General features: G+C 64.9%; 15 protein-coding genes. 9 read left to right on the top strand and 6 right to left on the bottom strand.

Annotated features, from left to right (window positions below; translation table 11 throughout):
* Positions 1-106 precede the first annotated feature (106 nt).
* Together C476_RS05175 and engB are read left to right on the top strand one after the other, a co-directional pair.
* Positions 107-580: a hypothetical protein gene (locus C476_RS05175; protein ID WP_008010576.1), complete on the top strand. Its 474-nt coding sequence runs from the start codon at positions 107-109 to the stop codon at positions 578-580.
* A gap of 112 nt (positions 581-692) precedes the next feature.
* Entirely contained in the window at positions 693-1,316 is a 624-nt protein-coding gene (engB, locus tag C476_RS05170) for a GTP-binding protein EngB (RefSeq protein WP_008010574.1), read from the top strand.
* Positions 1,317-1,671: 355 nt separating this feature from the next.
* Here the strand turns inward: engB and ddh are convergent, their stop codons facing one another.
* Positions 1,672-2,601 (bottom strand): D-2-hydroxyacid dehydrogenase, encoded by a 930-nt coding sequence (gene ddh / locus C476_RS05165; RefSeq protein WP_008010571.1) that lies wholly within the window; start codon positions 2,599-2,601, stop codon positions 1,672-1,674.
* A gap of 243 nt (positions 2,602-2,844) precedes the next feature.
* On the opposite strand from ddh, the gene C476_RS05160 reads away from it, so the two are divergent.
* Positions 2,845-3,033 carry a hypothetical protein gene (locus C476_RS05160; RefSeq protein ID WP_008010570.1) on the top strand — a complete coding sequence of 63 codons (189 nt, stop codon included), beginning with the start codon at positions 2,845-2,847 and terminating at the stop codon, positions 3,031-3,033.
* Between the two features lie 231 nt (positions 3,034-3,264).
* Here C476_RS05160 and C476_RS05155 read toward each other — a convergent pair whose 3' ends face one another.
* Positions 3,265-4,656 (bottom strand): NUDIX domain-containing protein, encoded by a 1,392-nt coding sequence (locus C476_RS05155; protein WP_008010568.1) that lies wholly within the window; start codon positions 4,654-4,656, stop codon positions 3,265-3,267.
* A 61-nt stretch (positions 4,657-4,717) separates the two neighbouring features.
* Here C476_RS05155 and C476_RS05150 point away from each other — a divergent pair, with 61 nt between their 5' ends.
* Both C476_RS05150 and C476_RS05145 read left to right on the top strand, forming a co-directional pair.
* Positions 4,718-5,218, top strand: a complete 501-nt coding sequence (locus tag C476_RS05150) for a metallophosphoesterase family protein (protein ID WP_008010567.1) — start codon at positions 4,718-4,720, stop codon at positions 5,216-5,218.
* Between the two features lie 71 nt (positions 5,219-5,289).
* Entirely contained in the window at positions 5,290-5,841 is a 552-nt protein-coding gene (locus C476_RS05145) for a ribbon-helix-helix protein, CopG family (RefSeq protein ID WP_049911598.1), read from the top strand.
* A gap of 293 nt (positions 5,842-6,134) precedes the next feature.
* Here the strand turns inward: C476_RS05145 and C476_RS05140 are convergent, their stop codons facing one another.
* Genes C476_RS05140 through C476_RS05125 form a run of 4 tightly spaced genes read right to left on the bottom strand, consistent with a single transcriptional unit; the run spans position 6,135 to position 8,529 of the window.
* Positions 6,135-6,860, bottom strand: coding sequence for an energy-coupling factor ABC transporter ATP-binding protein (locus C476_RS05140; RefSeq protein ID WP_008010561.1), 726 nt, complete (start codon positions 6,858-6,860; stop codon positions 6,135-6,137).
* Positions 6,857-7,585, bottom strand: coding sequence for a cobalt ECF transporter T component CbiQ (cbiQ, locus tag C476_RS05135; RefSeq protein ID WP_008010559.1), 729 nt, complete (start codon positions 7,583-7,585; stop codon positions 6,857-6,859). The genes C476_RS05140 and cbiQ overlap by 4 nt, the downstream gene beginning before the upstream one ends.
* A 6-nt stretch (positions 7,586-7,591) precedes the next feature.
* Positions 7,592-7,870: an energy-coupling factor ABC transporter substrate-binding protein gene (locus tag C476_RS05130; protein WP_008010557.1), complete on the bottom strand. Its 279-nt coding sequence runs from the start codon at positions 7,868-7,870 to the stop codon at positions 7,592-7,594.
* A complete protein-coding gene (locus tag C476_RS05125) occupies positions 7,867-8,529 on the bottom strand; it encodes an energy-coupling factor ABC transporter permease (protein ID WP_008010555.1) in 663 nt (220 codons plus the stop codon). Before C476_RS05125 ends, C476_RS05130 begins: the two co-directional genes overlap by 4 nt.
* 263 nt (positions 8,530-8,792) lie before the next feature.
* Between C476_RS05125 and C476_RS05120 the strand changes: the two genes are divergently transcribed.
* The 4 genes from C476_RS05120 to C476_RS05105 are packed head-to-tail and all read left to right on the top strand — an operon-like array spanning position 8,793 to position 14,389.
* Positions 8,793-9,998 carry an Nramp family divalent metal transporter gene (locus C476_RS05120; RefSeq protein ID WP_008010552.1) on the top strand — a complete coding sequence of 402 codons (1,206 nt, stop codon included), beginning with the start codon at positions 8,793-8,795 and terminating at the stop codon, positions 9,996-9,998.
* Between the two features lie 47 nt (positions 9,999-10,045).
* The gene (locus C476_RS05115) at positions 10,046-12,076 is read left to right on the top strand and encodes a hydantoinase/oxoprolinase family protein (RefSeq protein ID WP_049911602.1); all 2,031 of its coding nucleotides are present in this window, start codon (positions 10,046-10,048) and stop codon (positions 12,074-12,076) included.
* Positions 12,073-13,665, top strand: coding sequence for a hydantoinase B/oxoprolinase family protein (locus C476_RS05110; RefSeq protein WP_008010549.1), 1,593 nt, complete (start codon positions 12,073-12,075; stop codon positions 13,663-13,665). The genes C476_RS05115 and C476_RS05110 overlap by 4 nt, the downstream gene beginning before the upstream one ends.
* Positions 13,658-14,389 (top strand): maleate cis-trans isomerase family protein, encoded by a 732-nt coding sequence (locus tag C476_RS05105; protein WP_049911601.1) that lies wholly within the window; start codon positions 13,658-13,660, stop codon positions 14,387-14,389. The genes C476_RS05110 and C476_RS05105 overlap by 8 nt, the downstream gene beginning before the upstream one ends.
* Positions 14,390-14,463 lie beyond the last annotated feature (74 nt).

Raw genomic sequence — 14,463 nt, 5'->3', positions numbered from 1 at the left:
AGGGGTGACGGAGCCCGGGGGTATAACTTCGGGGCATTCTGTCACGGATTGTCTGCCGGATCGTCGCTCGCAAAACATACTTGTGTCAAAGGAAATAAGTAATAGCATGAAACGACGGATCGCCCTGCTGTTGGGCGTCGTCATGCTCGGGTTGGTCAGTGCGTATCTCGTCGCTTTCGGCTCGAGCGTACGCACCGGCCCACTGGCCGTCGCGCTCCTCGTCGGCTTTGTCCTCTCAGCGATCCTGTTCGTCATCGGCGGGTTCGCCGACTCGATCTCGGTCGGCGACCGAACCGTCCCGTGGAACGCCCTCGTCGGCGTCGGTGACATCACTCTCGCAAGCGTCGTCACGCTCTCTGCGGTCCGGTCCGCACTCGTCGACGGTGGGACAGCGGCGTGGCTCTTCGCCGCAGCGATGCTTGGCGGAGGACCGTCACTGGCCTTGATCGGCGTCCAGACCGCCCGCGACAGCCACCACGTCGACCTCGAGGCGACGCCCTCGAGCCGCCGACTCGTGGCGATCGTCGCGCTCGTCGCGATATCGGCCGGGATCGGGGTAGCCGTCGCGACGAGCCTATAAGATGCGACGCGTGCATCGGTCGAGGGATACCGCGACGGCCTCGAGCAAGCCCCCTCGAGTGGTCGGCACCAGTTACAACGCCTATAAAGGTCGCACCGGCCTACGGACCCGTATGATCGAGTTCGACACGCGACCCGACCGAGACGCCGAGGTGGCCCTCGTCGGTCGCTCGAACGTGGGCAAGTCCACCCTCATGCGCGAGTTGACCGGCCACAGCTTCGACACCGGGGGCAAACCCGGCGTCACCCGCGAGCCCAACCACTACGACTGGGCACCCGAAGACTTCGTCATCACCGACCTCCCCGGCTTCGGCTTTATGAGCGGCGTCGACGAGGACCTCCGCGAGGAGATCAAGACCGAGATCGTCCACTATCTCGAGGCATACGCCGACAACGTCCTCGTCGCCGTCCTCGTCGTCGACGGCAAGAGCGTCATCGACATCATCGACCGCCACTCTGGCCCCGACGAAATCCCCTACGACGTCGAGATGTTCCACTTCCTGCGGGAGCTGGACATCCCGACCGTCGTCGCCGTCAACAAGATGGACAAAGTCGACAACGAAGACGAGCGGCTGAACGAACTCTGTGACCGCCTCGGCCTCTATCCGCCGTGGAAACAGTGGCAAGAAGTCATCGCGCCAATCAGTGCGAAGAAGGGGCAACTCGAGCCGCTGCACGAGGCCGTCCGGGAACATCTGCACGAACAGAATCGTGACGATCTGTTCAAGTTTTTCTAAACGACCTTTTGCGCTGCAGTCTATCGCGCTGACGGCAGCGTTGCTGCCGCACAGCGCGCTGTCCCTCGGAAAAATCTCGAGAGAGCGAAGCTATCTCGGACCTCGCGGGAGCTTCGCTCCCGCTTAGGGTCGATCAAAAGCACTCCTCCCTCCCCTGACTCGCGGCTTCGCCGCTCGTCTCAACGCGGCGCTTCGCGCCGCGCTTTCCGGGTCGGTCGTCGGCCCGCTCACTCCCTGCGGTCGCTCGCGGCCGACTACTGGAAGAAGCCTGCCCTTCCCCGGGTTACACGGCCAGTGAGCCCAAGATCGTCGCACAGCTTGTGCCGTTCTCCTTATTATCGGTTCCCGATTAGTGTCAGACCACGCGATTGGTAAATTCCGCTCCTGTCTCGAGCCGCTTGACGTTCTCACGGACGATCTCGCCCACGTCCCGGAAGTAGTCCCGCGTGTAGGCCGCAGCGTGGGGCGAAACGATGACCTCGTCCATCCCCCACAGTGGCGATGACTCGGGCAGTGGTTCCTCCTCGAAGACGTCCAGCGCCGCTCCAGCGAGCTCGCCAGCCTCGAGCGCGTCGATCAAGGCCGGTTCGTCGACGACCGAGCCGCGGGCGACGTTCACGAAGTAGGCGTCGTCGCGCATGGCATCAAAGGTCTCGGCGTCGAACAGGTGGTGGGTCTCGTCGGTCAGCGGCACGGTGACGATCACGAAGTCGGCGTCGCCGATCGCCTCGAGCAATCGATCGCTCGCATACACCTCGTCGAAGCCGGGAACGGGGTCGCCGGAGCGCCGAATCCCTGTCACGCGAACCCCGAGCGCGCCCAACGTCTCCGCGACGCCGCTTCCGAGGGTTCCGGTTCCGACGACACAGGCCGTCGACCCCGGAAGGGTAAAGCCCTCGTCCCACTCGGGGCGCACCCAGCGGCGCTCTTGCTGGTTTGCGACGTAGTCGTGGAGCCGCCGGGAGAACATGAGCACGTAGCCCGCGACCGTCTCGCCGACGGTTCGGTCATGAATCCCCGCGCTGTTCGTGAGGATCACGTCGTGGTCCTCGAGGACGGCACGCGGAAATCGATCGAATCCCGCCTGAATCGAATGAATCCAGTCCAGTTCGAGGAACGCCTCGCGGTAGACGAGGGTGACGGCCGCGTCGCAGTCGTCGATGCCGTCGTCGTCGACCACAGCAACGTCGATCGACAGGTCGGCGAGGAAAGCCGCGAGTTCCGCCGGTGGGAACACTGCATCGACTGATTCGTGGACGCCGAGTCGCTCGAGTTCAAATGCCATGGGCGTCGCTACGCCCGAATCGGGGTTGAAACTTCGTGTCCAAGCAACACAGCTCATCGAGAGTGGTCGTGCAAACAGTGTTGGGATCAGACAGTCGGTGACAGTGATCGCAGCCCATCGTCGGCTGTCACTCCGACCGGGAGTCCGTGCGATACAGGTGGATTCCCGGACGGAATCCTTCCTGCAGTTACTATCACACATCTCTGACATAGCTATTTACAGCCGATCGTGATACGGAGAGATATGGATCCGAACGTAGCGCGACGGTGTCACGTTCTGTTCGGCGTCTCGTTACTGTTACTGACGATCGGGATCGGCTACTGTGTCATCGTTGGGACGTGTCTGGCGGATTTCGGAGTGGTGGTCGCGGGACTCTTCGTCGGCTGGGTCGCGTTGTTCTACTGTGTCGGAAACGCCACGATCTGGGACTGATACGGTCTGCTGTAACTGTGTACCAGTGCAACCGCAGGACGGTCGCGGTCCCACCGACACTGATTTTCAGGAGTCCGTATGGGAATTCCCATTCGAAGCGAGAGTACAGACGTCACGGCCCGAGCGCTGTCCGTGCTGGCAAGGTATCACACGAAGAACGGCGGCTCGGGAAAATCCCTCGTCACAAGGGGCTCAGTGGGGGTAACACTTCGTCACGGCCGCCAGCAGCCACTACTCCCTCGAGGGGTTTCGATCTGTCGCTTCCGGATCCGTCGGGCCCCCGTCGTCACGCCAGCTCTCGAGTTCGCGCAACTCCGCGACGACATCCCCAATTGCACCGGGCTCGAGCGCCCCACGCTCGGTACTGACCTCGGTCACGCAGTCGGCGGGTGTCACGTCGAAGGTCGGATTCAACACGTCGACGGCTGCGTCGCCGTCGTAAACCGCGGATCGATCGCCGGACTCGAGGTTGACGTCGTCGCGGGTCGAGATTTTGTCCGTGGCCGCGACGACCGAGACTGGAATTCCCTCGTGGGCAGCAGCAACTGCCAGCGTGCGTGTCCCGGTCTTGTTCACTACGGCACCGTCGGGGAGGACGGTATCTGCACCGACGACCACCTGATCGATGTCGTTGCGTGCGAGCACGTGCGCGACCGCCGCGTCGGTATGCACCGTGACCGTGCTGTCGGTCGTCTCAGCAAGGACCTCCGCGACAGCGATCCCTTCATGGGCCGGCCGCGATTCCGCGACGAACACCCGGTCAGGCGCACCCTGCTGGAGCGCCTCGAGGACGGTCCCCGACCGCGAGAGCGTCGCGACGCTGCCATCGAGACGCTCGCCGGCGGTTGCCGCAGCGTCCGTATCGGCCGCGAGCGCGCGGTCGATCCCCGACAGCGTCACTTCGAGGACGGCCGGCGCGTCCCTGTTTTTACCATCCGCGTCAGCCATCGCCCGGTTTACCCGATTGCGGAGGACGGCCATCGACGGCCGGGCCTCGAGCAGCCGCCCGGCCAGTTCGGCGAGTTCGTCCCACTCGCCGTCGGGATCAGCGCCGAACTCGCGTCGCTCGGCGACGAGCAGCCCCGCTCGATCGCGCAACACCTCGAGCGTGCGCACCGACAGGTATGCAGCGCCGTGTTCGTCGTCAGCCGCGATCGACCGAACAGTGGGAGCGACGCGCTCGTAGGCAGCCCACAGTTTCGGTACCGTCTCGCGGTCGTCGCCGACTCCCGCGAGCATGGTCGTCGGGGAAACCCACTCGACGGTGTCGTGTTCCTCACTGAGTTCGATCTCGCGAGTCTCACAGTCGAACAGATAGGGGTGGACGATCCACGCACGCTCGAGATCCGGATCCTCGAATTCGACCGGCCGTCCCGATCTGACGAGCGAGACGGCATCGGGCTCGAGGCCGGTTTCCTCGCGGAGCTCGACGCGGATCTGCTCGTCGGGCTGGCCCTCCGCGAAGCCAGAGACGCCACCCCACTGGCCGGTGTAGGTGCCGACTGCCTCGCTGCGGCGCAACAGCAGGATCTCACCGTGGTGCCGGAGAAACGCGGTGACGACGTGACTTCCGTCCGATCCGCCACCATCGGCATCGCTCCCTCCGTCCGATGTGTCGTTCATACGCGGGAACAGGAGCGCGCGGGGGGAATCGCTTTCGGGACTGGCCGTCGTCGGACCGCATATGCCACGAGTCGCGATCGTCTCTGACACGCACGTCCCCTCCCGCGAACGCGCCGTGCCAGACTGGGTCGGCGACGAACTCGAGCGAGCCGACCACGCGATTCATGCGGGTGATTTCGACTCACAGCGGGCCTACAACCGGATCGCAGCCCTCGCGAACGGTGAGCTAACTGCCGTCCGTGGAAACACCGACCCGTCGACGCTCGAACTGCCCCACGCGGAGACGCTCGAGATCGACGGAGTGACGTTCGCGGTGACCCACGGGGCTGGCTCGCCGGCGGGCTGGCAGCGACGGGTCGTCGAGACCGCCAAAGCCGAATCGGTCACCGGCGAGCCGGTCGCCGTCGCGGGCCACACCCACGAGGTCGTCGACACGACCGTCGACGGTCTGCGGGTACTCAACCCCGGCAGCGCGACCGGCGCGGCACCTGCCGACCGCGCGACGATGTACGTCGTGACCGTCACAGACGGGACCCTGACAGTCGAGTTACGAACCGAGTGAGTCCGTCAGCGGCCCGACATCGATCGCTCGAGTGCGTGAACGATATCCGTCTCGGGTTCCCCTGTGTGACTATGACACAGCGCGTAACGGTATCGCTCGACGACGACTCGGCGGCGGCCCTCGAGACGCTCGTTTCCGAGACGGAGAACGGCCAAAGCGAAGTCGTTCGCCGTGCCCTGACGTTCTACGCGGCGAACTTCGAAGCAGCGAGCGGAAAGCCAAGCGACAATTTAGAACAGTACTATCGAATGCTCTCGTCGGGCGAGCACGTCTTACTGGACATCGACTTCCTCCATGCCTTCCTTGGCTACTGCTACAACGGCGGCGACCCCGATCCGGCGTTCGTTGAAGCGGCCGACCGCGTTTCCGATTACCACGCCCACGAGTACGCGACCCGGTTCGAGGAAGTCGGGGACCTCCTCGAGTGGCTGTCGTTCTGTGGCTTTCTCGACGTCCGCCAGGAAGGCGAGGGCGTCTACCACCTCGTCTTTCCCTCGGAGGCGGTTCGGTGGTTCATGACCCGGTTCATCGACCGCAGCACCGTCGAGTTACCGACTGAGATCAGACTCGAGCAAGGCGTTTCGAAGGTGATCGTGACCGAAGGAGAAGGGAACGGGGACTGATACTGCTGGACAGAACTACGTGAAGCCGGCCGCACATATGCGGCCGTCACCTATGGGGACGGCCGCGAATTCGCGACCGGCTTCGTATTGACTTCTGTCCTGTAGTATGANGAAGCCGGCCGCACATATGCGGCCGTCACCTATGGGGACGGCCGCGAATTCGCGACCGGCTTCGTATTGACTTCTGTCCTGTAGTATGATACGGTCTGCTGTAACGAGTTACCGGAGCAACCGCAGGACGGCTCGCGGGTGCGCCGAAACTGACTGACAGGAGTCCGTATAACGACGGCGAGTCACTCGGCGGGTGACGCCCACGTTTCGAAGACGTAGTTTCGAAGGCCGTATCGTTCGGCGAGCGCCTGCGAGAGCGTCTCGCCCCGATAGTCGATGACACCGTCTTCAAGCACCGTCACCGTATCGGCGACAGTGAGCCCGAACCCCACGTCGTGGGTCGCGATGACTGGCGTGATACCGGCGTCAGTAAGCGACTCGACGAATCGGACGATCGTCCGACAGCCGTCGCCGTCCAGTCCAGCGGTCGGTTCGTCGAGCAGTACGTACTCCGGTTCCATCGCGAGGACACCGGCCAGCGAGACGCGTTTTTTCTCGCCGCCGCTCAACGTGTTACACAGTCGGTCAGTCCGTTCGTCGAGGTCGAACTCCGAGAGGACGCGCTCGATCCGGTCTGGATCGTCGATACCCGCATTCCGCGGGCCGAACTCGACGTCCTGTTCGACCGTCGGCGCGACGATCTGGTCGTCGGGGTTCTGGAAGACCAGTCCGACGCGCATGCGAAGGTCGGCAAGCGAGTCGTCGTCGTATTCGACCGGCTCGTCTCCGACGAAGACGGTTCCCGAATCGGGTTCGAACAGGCCGTTGAAGTGGCGCAACAGCGTCGATTTCCCGGCACCGTTGCGGCCGAAGATGACCGTCACCTCGCCGGTCTGGGCCTCGAAGTTCACCCCGTCGAGGACGGGGTCGTCGCCGTGTCGGAAGTGCAGGTCGTCGGTTTCGATCATACGGCCCACCCGGCGATGGCGATCAGTGTGAGGACGGCAGCCGCGTAGCCGTGGCCCCGACTCGTCGTCTGTGCCATCGGCATCTCGCCGGTGTAGTTCCGCGCCAGCATCGCGTCGTTGAGGGTCTCGGCTCGTGACATCGACTTCAAGAACACTGAAAACCCCAGCAACTTAGCTGTTCGAAACGTCGTTCGGCGCGTCCGGAAACCGAGACGCCCTCGCGCGGCAAGCTCGAGACGGCGGAGTTCGTCGAGCAGGATCTGGATGACGCGGTAGGTGAGCAACGAAATCTCGATGACGAACTGTGGACACCGCAGCGATCGCAACGCGACGAACAGTTGCGGGACCGTCGTCGTCACGACCAGATAGCCCAGGATTGTCATCGATCCGAACGATCGGAGTCCCGTCGTTATCGACCGGTCGATCCCGGTCCAAGAAATCGAGAGCGGCCCCATCGAGACGGCGGTCGGCCCGCTGGTAAACAGCGCGATGAGGACCAGACTCGGGAGCAGAAAGTACACCGGCAGTCGAACCACCTGCAGATAGTCGTGGCCTGTCGCATCGATACCGAGTGCCACGAAGCAGGCGAGTGCACAGACGTACGCGAGCCGACTGGGGGCGACGAGGACCAACACCAGTGCGGCAAAGACGAAGTACGCGTTCAAGCGTCCTTCGATTCGGGAGTTCGCGGTGATCTGAATCTGTTCCAGGCTCGTGTGGTGCATGACTCACTACGGCGTCTCAGACGCGGATTGCAGCGGAGATCCTCGTCCGAGGTAGTACCCGATGATGAGGCCACCGATCGCTGCCTGGAGACTGAACAGCAAGCTCTCGATTTCGCCGCTCGGGGGCGTCCAGAGGCTCTCGAACCACGGGTCGTAATCCGGGGCGACGGAATCGACTTTCTCGCCTGCAGCGCCGTCGGCCCCACCCCATGCACCCGCAGTGGTAAATGAAAAGAGGATGAGCCCGACCATCAGGAGGCCACCCGCAGCGAGCCACCGGTTCATGCTGTCACCCCCAGCCGGGTTCGGACCGACTCACTCGACATGGAGATGTAGCCGATCAAGCCAGCCGCGAGTGCGCCTTCGACGATTCCGATCGGGAGCTGTGTCACCGCGAAGACGCCCAAAAACGTGATCGCGGAATCGATCACGCCACTGAGTCCCGGTTCCGTCGGGAACGCAAGGGCGAGCTGGGTGGACGTGACGACGTACGTCGTCCAGTCGGCGACGAGGGCCGCAGCGAACGTCGCCTTCTGAAGGTCCGTGTGGGGCTTGACCGAGCGGTAGACAGCCCAGCCAAAGAGGGGGCCGATGATCCCCATCGACGTGACGTTCGCACCGAGGGTCGTCAGGCCGCCGTGACCGAGCAACAACGACTGATACAGCAGAACGATCGTCGACAGAAACGCGGTGACGGCTGGCCCGAAGAGGACGACCGCAATGCCAGTGCCCGTCGGATGCGACGTACTCCCGGTAACGGACGGCAGTTTCAGCGCCGACAGGACGAAGATGAACGCCGCAGCGACAGCAATGTGAGACTTATTAACATCTCTATCCTTCACCAGACGCGCAGTCTTCAGCATTCCGTAGCCGACGACTGGGGCGGCAATCGCGTACCACGCGAGCGCCCAGACGCCGGGCAGGAATCCTTCCATGATGTGCATATGTAATCGCCGTACTCGCAGTTATCTGCCTTCCCCATTAAAACAATTTTGGTTGATCTAATACAAACACAGTTTCTCACAGCCCTCCGTCCGAATCACGCGAATCAGAACGTTCACCAGACCCGGAACTAATTAGGGCCATCACACGGTTTCATACGAATTCATACGACTGACACAACCATCCGGCGCTACACGTACCCGTATGTTCGACTCTTAACAACCCTTTTGAGCGATACAGAGAGTGGTATATGTGAATACGCACCATGGGTATTATCGACCGGCTGAAAGCGATCGGTCCGGGGGCGCTCGTCGCGGCGGCGTTCGTCGGCCCGGGGACGGTGACAACTGCAAGCGTGATCGGTGCGGAGTACGCGTACGTGCTCGTGTGGACGATTGCGTTTTCGATTCTGGCGACGATCGTCCTCCAGGAGATGAGCGCGCGACTGGGACTGATCACGCAGGAAGGACTGGGGGAGGCGTTCCGAAACGAGTTCAACAACCCGATCCCGCGAATTATCTCCGTCGTGCTCGTCGTGAGCGCGATTGGGATCGGGACAGCGGCGTTCCAGACGGGCAACATCGTCGGCGGCGCTGCTGGTCTGTCGACGATCACCGGCATCAGCGAGAACGTCTGGGGCCCGATTATGGGCCTGATCGCCGCCGGACTGCTGTGGACAGGGAACTACAAACTGATCGAACGGGTCTTCATCGGCCTCGTCGGGGTCATGGGCGCGGCGTTCCTGCTCAACGCCGTCATGGTCCGACCGGACGTCGGCGCGCTTGCGGGCGGCCTCGTCCCGACGGTTCCCGACGGTTCGGCATATCTCATCGCCGGCCTCGTCGGCACCACCGTCGTCGGCTACAACCTGTTCCTGCACGCGAGTACCGTTCAGGAACGGTGGGACGGCGCGAATGACCTCGCGGAGTGTCGCACGGACACGATCGGGATGGTCATCGTCGGCGGCCTCATCACGACGGCGATCGTCGTCACGGCCGCCGCGGTGTTCCCCGCGGGGACCGAGATCGACAACGTCGGCGAAATGGGCGACCAACTCGAGCCCGTCTTCGGCGGCTACGCGCTCACGTTCTTCTCGATCGGCCTCTTTGCGGCGGGCTTTACGAGCGCGATGAGTGCGCCGCTTGCCGGTGCCTACGCCACCGCCGGCGCGCTCGGCTGGGACCGTGACCTGACCTCGACGCGGTTCCGGGCGATCTGGATGACGATCCTCGGCGTCGGCATCGTCTTCTCGGCGCTCGATTACAATCCCATCCAGGTGATCGTCTTCGCACAGGTTACCAACGGGCTTCTGTTGCCGATTCTGGCCGTCTTCCTCATCTACGCGATGAACAACCGCGACCTACTGGGCGAGTACACGAACACCACTCTCCAGAACGTTCTCGGTGGGCTCGTGACGCTCGTCGTCGTCGGTATCGGCCTGCGAACGCTCTACGACGTCTTCCTCGCCTAACGATATCAATGACAGACACAACGAACCACGATACGAATTCAGACGCAATGACGCACAACGACTCGAGCCACGATGAGACCCGCATCGGCGTCGACGTCGGCGGCACGTTCACCGACGTGGCGCTGTCGGTCGACGATCGGCTCGTCACCGCGAAGGTGCCATCAACCGAGCCCCAGCACGTCGGCGTGCTCGAGGGCATCGAAAAGGCGTGTGACGACGCCAGCATCGCACCCAGCGAGATCGACGGCTTCGCTCACGCGATGACCGTCTCGGTCAACGCCCTCCTCGAGCGTGGCGGTGCGAAGACCGCACTCGTGACAACCGAGGGGTTCCGGGACGTCCTCGAGATCGGCCGCCAGGATCGGCCGGATCTATACGATCTCGAGGCCGAAAAGCCCGAGCCGCTGGTCCCCCGCGAGCGGCGCTTCGAGGTCGACGAGCGAACGACCAAAGACGGCGTCGAGCAGCCAGTCGACGCCGCGGACGTTCGCGACCTCGCGGCGACGCTGCGCGAGCGCGACGTCGAGGCGGTCGCGGTCTCGCTGCTACACGCCTATGCTGACCCCGAAAACGAGCGGGTCGTCGCCGAGACGCTCCGCGAGGAACTGGACGTGCCCGTCTCCGCATCTCACGAAGTGCTCGCGGAGTTCCGCGAGTTCGAGCGCACGTCGACGACTGCCGTCGACGCCTACGTCCGACCCGCGATCGATACCTACGTCGGGCAGTTGGTCGACGAGGCCAGCGAGGCCGGGATACCGGCTCCGCGAATCATGCAGGCAAACGGCGGGATCGCCGATCCCGAAACTGTGCGCGAACATGCCGTCACAACGACGCTATCGGGACCTGCTGCCGGCGTCGTCGGTGCCGCAGCAACCGTCGACGACGACGATGTCGAGGGGCTCGTGACCTTCGACATGGGCGGCACTTCGAGCGACGTGAGCCTCGTCCGGAACGGCCAGGCCGAACGGACGACCGACGCCGAAATCGACGGGTTGCCGATCCGGACGCCGATGGTCGACGTCAACACCGTCGGTGCGGGCGGCGGCTCGATCGCCTGGGTCGACGCCGGCGGCGCGCTCCGGGTCGGCCCGGAATCCTCGGGCTCCCAGCCTGGCCCCGCCTGCTACGGCCGCGGCGGGACCGAGCCGACCGTCACCGACGCCAACGTCGTGCTGGGCTACATCGGCCCCGAAACCGCACTCGGCGGCGAGATGACCTTAGACGGCGAGGCGGCCCGCGACGCGCTCGGCCGACTGGCCGACGAAGCGGGGCTCGAGGGACCGCTCGAGGCGGCACAGGGCGTCTACCGCGTGGCGAACGCGACGATGACGCGGACGATCCGCTCGGTGACCGTCGAGCGCGGCCACGACCCCCGCGAGTTCGCGCTCGTGGCCTTCGGCGGCGCGGGCCCGATGCACGCCGCGGCGCTCGCCGATTCGCTGTCGGTCGATCGGGTCGTCGTTCCGCGACCGGGCGGGGTTCTCTCGGCGTTTGGCCTCCTCGCGGCCGACGAGAGCTACGACGCCGTGCGAACGGTCGGTGTCGACCTCGACGGCGCAGACCGGGCAACGCTCGAGGGCGTCTACGACGAGGTCGTCGCGGACGTACTCGCGGACGCGTCCGACCGGGACGCGGCGCGGGTCGAACGGGCAGCCGACTGCCGGTATGCGGGTCAGAGCTTCGAGTTGACGGTCCCAGTCGACGAGGAGTTCGACGCGGCGGCGGTCGCAGACCGTTTCCACGAGGCCCACGAGCGGACCTACGGCTACGCGATGGACGAGTCGATCGAGGTCGTCAACCTCCGCGCGACGGCGACGATTCCGGGGACCGAGCCGGGGATCAGCCACGCGGGAACGGGCGACGCTGTCGTCGGCACCCGGGAAGCACACTTCCCCGAGGTCGGCGCACGGGAGACGACCGTTTACGACTGGGATCGACTCGAGACCGGCGCGTCGGTCGCGGGACCGGCAGTGCTCGAGCAGGCAGAGAGCACGACGGTCGTGCCGCCTGCCTGGACCGGCGAGATCCTTGCCGATGGAACACTCGTGATGACGCGAACGGAGGAGGGAGAGCAATGACAGGAAATTCGACACCCGACACGGCGGACAGTATCGACCCAGTGACTCTCGAGGTCCTGCGCAACCAACTCGAGAGCGTCGCCGAGGAGATGGGACAGACTCTGATCCGCGGGGCCTATTCGCCGAACATCAAGGAGCGTCGCGACTGTTCGACGGCACTATTTGATGCCGAGGGGCGGATGATCGCCCAGGCCGAACATATCCCGGTCCACCTCGGCGCGATGCCGGCCGCCGTCGAGGCCGTCCGCGAACACGACCCACAGCCGGGCGACGTCTTCGTGCTCAACGACCCTTTCACTGGTGGAACGCACCTGCCGGACGTGACGATGGTCTCGCCGATCGCCCCCGATGGCGAGATCGTCGGCTACGCCGTCTCGCGAGCCCACCACGCCGACGTCGGCGGCATGACCCCCGGCAGTATGCCCGCGGGCGCACAGGAGATCTATCAGGAAGGACTTCGGCTTCCACCGACTCGACTCGTCGCGGCCGGCGAGCCCCGCGAGGAGGTCCGGTCGCTCGTGCTCGCGAACGTCCGCAACGCCCGCGAGCGCCGGGCCGATCTCCGGGCACAGCAGGCGGCGAACGAACGCGCCGAGGAACGACTCGCCGCGCTGTTCGCAGAACACGGCCGCGAGACCGTCCTCACCGGGTTCGACGCGGTGATCGACTACTCCCGCGAGCGGATCACCGAGGAGATCGCGGCGTTACCGGATGGCACCTACGAGGCCACCGATATCCTCGAGGGCGACGGCGTGACCGACGAGGACATCGAGATTAGCGTCACGGTGACGGTCGACGGCGAGGCGATCGACGTCGACTTCTCGGGGACTGCGGACCAACTCGAGGGGAACCTCAACGCCCCGCTGGCAGTCGCGACGAGCGCCGTCTACTTCGTCGTGCGCTCGATCACCGATCCCGAGATCCCGCCGAACCACGGCTGCTACGAGCCTGTGAGCGTCCACGCACCCGAAGGGACGCTGCTGAATCCGAAGTCGCCAGCCGCCGTGGTCGGCGGCAACGTCGAGACCAGCCAGCGCGTCACAGACGTCGTCTTCACCGCGCTCGCGCAGGCCGCACCCGATCGCGTCCCCGCACAGGGTCAGGGAACGATGAACAACCTCACCATCGGAGCCCGGGACGGTTCCTTTACCTACTACGAGACGATCGCCGGCGGTTTCGGTGCCCGCGCCGAGCGCGACGGCATGGACGGCGTCCAGGTCGGGATGACCAACACGCTCAACACGCCGATCGAATCGCTCGAGACCGAGTACCCCCTCCGGGTCGAGCGCTACGCGCTCCGCGAGGACAGTGGCGGTCGGGGCAACCATCGCGGGGGACTGGGGCTCGAGCGCTCGGTCACCGTCGAGAAAGAGGCGACGGTCTCGCTACTGACCGAGCGCCGCCGCCACGCGCCGAAGGGCGTCGCCGGCGGCGAAAACGGTGCGACCGGCGAGAACCTGATCGATGGCGAGCCAGCCCCGGCGAAGACCACCGTCGACGTCGACGCCGGCACGACGGTCACGGTCAAGACGCCCGGTGGCGGCGGCCACGGCGAACCGGCAGCGGACGACAGTGACGACGATGTCTGAGCCGAGCGAGCGCTCCGAACGGCTGGGCCTGGTCGTCCCCTCGTCGAACACGACGGCCGAACCAGAGTTCCGGGCACACCTCCCGGATTCGGTCACCGTCCACGGCGCGCGGATGGCTCTCGAGTCGGTCACCGTCGACGAACTCGACGCAATGAGCGACGACGCGGCCCGCGCCGCCGAGCTACTCGGCCACGCCGACGTCGACGCGGTCGCCTACGCCTGTACCACCGGCAGCTTACTCCACGGGCCGGGATTCGATGCCGAACTCGAGGAGCGACTGACTGAGGCGGCCGGCGTCCCAGCAGTCGCGACGGCCCGCTCGGTCGTCCGCGCGCTCGAGGCGCTCGACGCCGAGCGAATCGCCGTCGTGACGCCCTACACCAGCGATCTCGACGCAAAAGAACGGGAGTTCCTCGAGGCAGCAGGCTTCGAGATCGCGTCGATCGACGGCGGGGGACTCGAAGCGAACACGGCTATCGGCGCGCTAACGCCAGACGACGCGTTCCAGCAGGTCTGCGAGGGTGTCGACCTCGCCGCCCTCGACGCCGTCTTCGTCTCCTGTACGAACTACCGCTCGCTGGCTGCGGTCGACGACCTCGAGTCGAAACTGGGGGCCCCGGTGATCACGAGCAACGGCGCGACGCTGTGGGACGTCGGTCGCGTCGGTGGATTCGAACGCGAGCTCGACGGGCCGGGAACGCTGTTCGAGCGCGACGGCCAGTGATTGTCGGTCGATTCACCATCGAAAAACAATCGTTCGATCTCGGAATCTACTGATGCGTCGGACGATCTCATCGA

Source organism: Natrinema limicola JCM 13563 (assembly GCF_000337475.1).
Taxonomy (GTDB): Archaea; Halobacteriota; Halobacteria; order Halobacteriales; family Natrialbaceae; genus Natrinema; species Natrinema limicola.
The sequence above is the reverse complement of the archived record's forward strand: the minus strand, read 5'-3'. Positions and strand labels throughout refer to the sequence as shown.